The organism is Streptomyces sp. x-19, from assembly GCF_046549115.1.
Classification (GTDB): domain Bacteria; phylum Actinomycetota; class Actinomycetes; order Streptomycetales; family Streptomycetaceae; genus Streptomyces; species Streptomyces albulus_C.
This window is the reverse complement of the sequence record NZ_JAJPWK010000080.1, coordinates 1-2703: the sequence shown is the minus strand read 5'-3', so window position 1 is coordinate 2703 and position 2703 is coordinate 1. Positions and strand designations below refer to the sequence as shown.

The window sequence follows — 2703 nt, the reverse complement described above, 5'->3', positions numbered from 1 at the left end:
AGTTGATTGCCACTCAAGATGGCCATGGCGTTGTCACTCAGGATGAGCATGTGGGGCGATGAAATTGCCCTGCCGGACGGAGTCCGGCAGGGCGGTTGATGTTCACGGTGTCACTGGGATGTTCATCGTGCCGGGCTCGATGGTGGTCATTCCTCGGTGACTTCGGCGATGGCGGCGCGGGCGGAGGCTTCGTCGACGATGGACTTGCTGTCGGAGTAGGCGGACAGCAGGGCTTGGACGGCGAGGTTGTTGACCGCGCGGGGGTAGCCGCGGGAGGTGTCGTGGATGAGCTTGATCGCGTCGTCGGAGAAGAGGGTGTCGGAGCGTCCGGCGAGTGCGAGGTGGTGGGCGAGGTAGCTGGGGGTTTCCTCGGCCGTCATGGGTGGCATGTTGTAGCGGATCGCGATGCGCTGGTCGAGGGCGGCCAGCATGCCGAGCTTGATGTTGTGACGGAGGGTGGGCTGGCCGACGAGCAGGCAGGCCAGGGGACTTGCCGAGTCCATGTCGTGATTCGTGAGCATCCTGACGGCTTCGAGCTGTTCACGATCGAGCAGATGCGCCTCGTCGATCACAAGGACGGGGATCCTGCCTCGTTCCGCGTACTCGGTGGCGAGCGCGTCGGCGGCCTACGGGATCAGGGTGGATCGGTGGGGTTTGGGGACGCCGCCGAGGCGGGTGACGATGGCCTGGTGGATGCCGGCGACCCCGACGGCGGGGTTGGGCAGGTAGATGACGATGTGCCTTGGATGGTCGAGGGCGTCGAGGGCCGCGCGGACGGCGACGGTCTTGCCGGCGCCGACCTCGCCGGTGATCACTCCGAGGCAGCGTTCCCCGATGCACCACGTGATGCGGGCCGCGGCCTGGGCATGGGAGGAGTGCCGGTGCAGCATCGCGGGTGCCAGATTCTTGCCGAACGGGCGGGTCGAAAAGCCGTAGTAGCCCTGGATCTTGTCTATCAACGTGTGCCTTTCTCCAGGTAGTTGATGAGGTCGGTGAGGTCAGCCGCGGCGGCGGCTGCCCGCCGGTGGAAGACGACGGCCAAGCGGATCGTTGCCGCGAGCCGCGGCGGGCGAAGACGGCGGTCGCTTTGGCGTCCGGCCAGGTCCAGGGCCCGTTCCAGCAGCTCAAGAGCGTGGTCGTGGGCTGCTTCGAGTGTGTCGATGCGGTCCTGGACCGGGTTGTTGGCGGTCACCAGTCACCGTCCGTCGGCCGGCTGGTCGGGCAGCAGGGCTTCGTAGTTGATCTGCCGGCCGAGCTCGCGAGTGCGGGCGGTGTCGATCAGGCTGGGGTAGTCGATGCCGGTGGACGGCGCGGGCTGCGTCTTGGGGATCTCGGGTTTGGCCTTGGGATGGGAGTGACGGGAGACGCGGTGCGGGACGGCGAGGCCGAATGGCCGGTTGTTGAACCGGACTTCGATCTCGGTCAGGTCGAAGGGGTCGAAGACCAGCTCGACCTTCCGCCCCACGAGGGCCGGATCGACGTTATAGACGTTGGAATGCAGCGAAACTGTGGCCGTCTTGGCGACGGGGCGGTGCTCCGACCAGCGGAAAGCCTCCCGCAGTTGGGCCGCGGTGGGCTGCGGGAACGGGGCGCCGGCCAGTCAGCGTTCCATCGGCGCCTGCCCGGTCTCAGAGTGCACCGCCCAGTGATACACATGCTCGACCCACGCCGTGAACAGACGGTTGAGGTCACCGAGATCGGTGATCTTCTCGCTGTCGACCTCGACGAGGAACTGATCCCGCACGGTTCTGAACACCCGCTCGATCTTCCCTCTGCCCTCGGGGCGCCCCGCGGTGGAGTGGATCAGTTTGATGCCGAGCCTCGCGCAGGCCCTGAGCAGGGCTTTGTCCACGAATGCGGAGCCGTTGTCGACATAGACACCCTCGGGGACGCCCCTCGCGGCCAGGGCCGGACGCAAGGCGGCGGCCAAGCGGACGGAGTCCTCGGCGAATCCCCAGCGGTGCCCGACCAGCGCCCGGCTGTGATCATCCGCAAAGGCGAACAGATATGTCTTCCGACCTGCGATTTTCGGGCCATGCAAGGCGTCCCCGACCCACAGCTCGTTGGGACGGTCGGCCTCGAACCGTCCGAAGACGGGCGGTGCCAGGCCGTCCGGGCGGTCCAGCAGATCCAGGCGCCCCAGATGGCGGTGGACGGTGCGATAGGAAGGGCCCCAGCCCAGATGCTGGGTCAGGATCCGTACCACCTGAGCGGTCGTGCGTGAGGGGTTCTCCCGCTTCAACGCCGCCGCCAGATCCAGGACTTCCTCCGGCGTCCTGGGGGTGACCTGCCTGGTCGGCGGCAGCAGGGCGTCGAAGCCACCCTCGCGCCAGGATCTCAGCCACCGGTCCAGGGTGCCCCGGGCGATGGTGATCTGCCGACCGAACGGATCCGTATGGGGCTTCGCGGCCAGCTCCCGCACCATCGCCCCGCGTTGACGCGGGCTGAGGGCAGGATCGGCCGCCTCACGGATCAACTGGTAGCGGAACAACGCGACCTGGTGGGCCCGCTCGGCCCGCCGACGTTCCTCCTCATCGACCAACGCCATCAGCACGACCTCCAAGAGACAGCGGACATGTCAACGAGTCAGGCTGGACCCGCCATGCCACCGCCCGTCAGGGCCAGTTCGTGTTGATCGACTTCACCCAGTGGCCGCTGGCCAGCCCGGCGCCAGCAAGCCGCCCCGACTGACCGCCGAGGCCA

4 protein-coding genes and 1 pseudogene are annotated in these 2703 nt (G+C 67.4%); all 5 read right to left on the bottom strand.

The annotated features are described in order from the left end of the window. Positions 1 to 146: 146 nt before the first annotated feature. The 5 genes and pseudogenes from ACLJT4_RS42210 to ACLJT4_RS42190 all read right to left on the bottom strand — a co-directional run bounded on the left by ACLJT4_RS42210 (position 147) and on the right by ACLJT4_RS42190 (position 2548). A complete protein-coding gene (locus ACLJT4_RS42210) occupies positions 147 to 503 on the bottom strand; it encodes an ExeA family protein (protein WP_411130465.1) in 357 nt (118 codons plus the stop codon). Positions 504 to 506: 3 nt separating this feature from the next. Beyond that, positions 507 to 890: pseudogene (locus ACLJT4_RS42205) on the bottom strand (AAA family ATPase); the annotation flags it as partial. A gap of 65 nt (positions 891 to 955) precedes the next feature. Further along, complete coding sequence (locus ACLJT4_RS42200; RefSeq protein WP_411130462.1) at positions 956 to 1192, bottom strand: hypothetical protein; 237 nt, start codon at positions 1190 to 1192, stop codon at positions 956 to 958. Positions 1193 to 1195: 3 nt separating this feature from the next. Further along, positions 1196 to 1561: a Mu transposase C-terminal domain-containing protein gene (locus ACLJT4_RS42195; protein WP_411130464.1), complete on the bottom strand. Its 366-nt coding sequence runs from the start codon at positions 1559 to 1561 to the stop codon at positions 1196 to 1198. Positions 1562 to 1600: 39 nt separating this feature from the next. After that, on the bottom strand, positions 1601 to 2548 hold the full coding sequence (locus tag ACLJT4_RS42190) for a DDE-type integrase/transposase/recombinase (protein WP_411130461.1): 948 nt from the start codon (positions 2546 to 2548) through the stop codon (positions 1601 to 1603). Positions 2549 to 2703 lie beyond the last annotated feature (155 nt).

What these genes read in the sequence shown, in the direction of transcription:
- ACLJT4_RS42210 (WP_411130465.1), bottom strand. Translation starts at nt 503, where the DNA reads ATGGACTCGGCAAGTCCCCTGGCCTGCCTGCTCGTCGGCCAGCCCACC.
- ACLJT4_RS42190 (WP_411130461.1), bottom strand. Translation starts at nt 2,548, where the DNA reads ATGGCGTTGGTCGATGAGGAGGAACGTCGGCGGGCCGAGCGGGCCCAC.